General features: G+C 57.9%; 1 protein-coding gene. It reads left to right on the top strand.

Annotated features, from left to right (window positions below):
- Positions 1-834: 834 nt before the first annotated feature.
- Positions 835-1,293 (top strand): dCMP deaminase family protein, encoded by a 459-nt coding sequence (locus A39O_RS0109370; protein ID WP_020504397.1) that lies wholly within the window; start codon positions 835-837, stop codon positions 1,291-1,293.
- Positions 1,294-1,436 lie beyond the last annotated feature (143 nt).

Below are 1,436 nucleotides of genomic sequence, written 5' to 3'. Positions count from 1 at the left end.
TGGCCTTCCACGCGGCGGCGGTCAAATCCGCCATCGGCAACGCCGGCACTTTCCGCGCGGACCTGGATCAGGTGAACAAGGCCGCCCCGCGCGTCCTGTTCTTCCGGGCGGTGCGCTCATGACCTGGGACGACTACGGCCTGGACCTCGCGGCCTTGGTGGCGCGCAAGAGCAAAGATCCATCGACGAAAATCATACGCGTCGGGTGAAAAATGGGAATCCCAAAAGACATATCAGGCCAAAGATTTGGGAGACTTGTTGCGATCCAGGTTGCAAGCGTTGGCGCAAGAAATGTTAGACGATGGCTCTGTAGGTGTGACTGTGGAAAAACGACAGAGGTCGTCATCGGCTCCCTAACAAGTGGGAATACGCAGTCTTGTGGGTGCTATATGCTTGATGTCTTGTCACGTGCTGGGCGCCTAAGAACAACACATGGGATGCGTTCGCGAGCAGATGGGCAACGCGCTGACAAAACGTACCGGGCGTGGACCGCCATGAAAGTTCGGTGCCTTGTCACATCAGACCCAGCGTACAAAAACTACGGAGCGCGAGGAGTCACACTGTGTGAAAGATGGCTTTCGTTCGATAACTTCTATGAGGACATGGGAGAATGTCCACATGGGTTGACGCTGGACAGGATCGATAACTCAGCCGGTTACTACAAGGAAAACTGTAGATGGGCAACCTACACAGACCAAAACAGGAGCAAACGCGGGGTAAAGCTTTCGATGACCGCCGCCACGGAAATAAGGGGCGACATGCGTAGTAACCAAGAAATAGCGACCGAATATGGTGTGTCGCGTAGGTCGGTCGCACTTATTAAGAACGGAGCAACATGGAAACCGTAGTTGACAAATGGGACAATAGATTTCTTGATGTGTGCAGAACCGTTGCCGCGTGGTCGAAAGATCCATCAACCAAATGCGCGTGCGTTATCGTAGACCAGAAACATAGAATACTCTCCACCGGGATAAATGGCTTTCCGCGCGGCGTCCCGGACGACGCCGACAAGCTGCACGACCGCGAGACCAAGCTTGCGCTGGTCATCCACGCCGAAGAAAACGCCCTGCTGTTCGCGCAGCATGACCTCGCCGGCGGCACAGCCTACGTGTGGCCGATGCCGCCCTGCTCCCGGTGCGCGGCTAAGCTGGCCCAGGCGGGCATCGTGCGCGTGGTGACGCTCGCGCCAACGGCGGCGCAACGCGCGCGCTGGGGCAAGAGCTTTGATCTGGCGCAATGGGTTTATGGGCAGGTGGGGATGCAGTACGCGNAACGGCCGCTCCCGGTGTCGTGACGCTAGGCTGTGCCCAGGCTTCTTGCGCATGGGTGTCGAATGAAACGNTTGCTGCTGATTCCGGTGGGACTGACCGCTCTGATCCTGCTATGGCTGCTGTGGCTCAACCCCGCGGCGGCGGCCACGGTGACGATGACCAAGGA

Source organism: Lamprocystis purpurea DSM 4197, assembly GCF_000379525.1.
In the GTDB taxonomy this organism is placed as follows: domain Bacteria; phylum Pseudomonadota; class Gammaproteobacteria; order Chromatiales; family Chromatiaceae; genus Thiodictyon; species Thiodictyon purpureum.
This window is presented reverse-complemented; position numbering and strand designations above follow the sequence as displayed.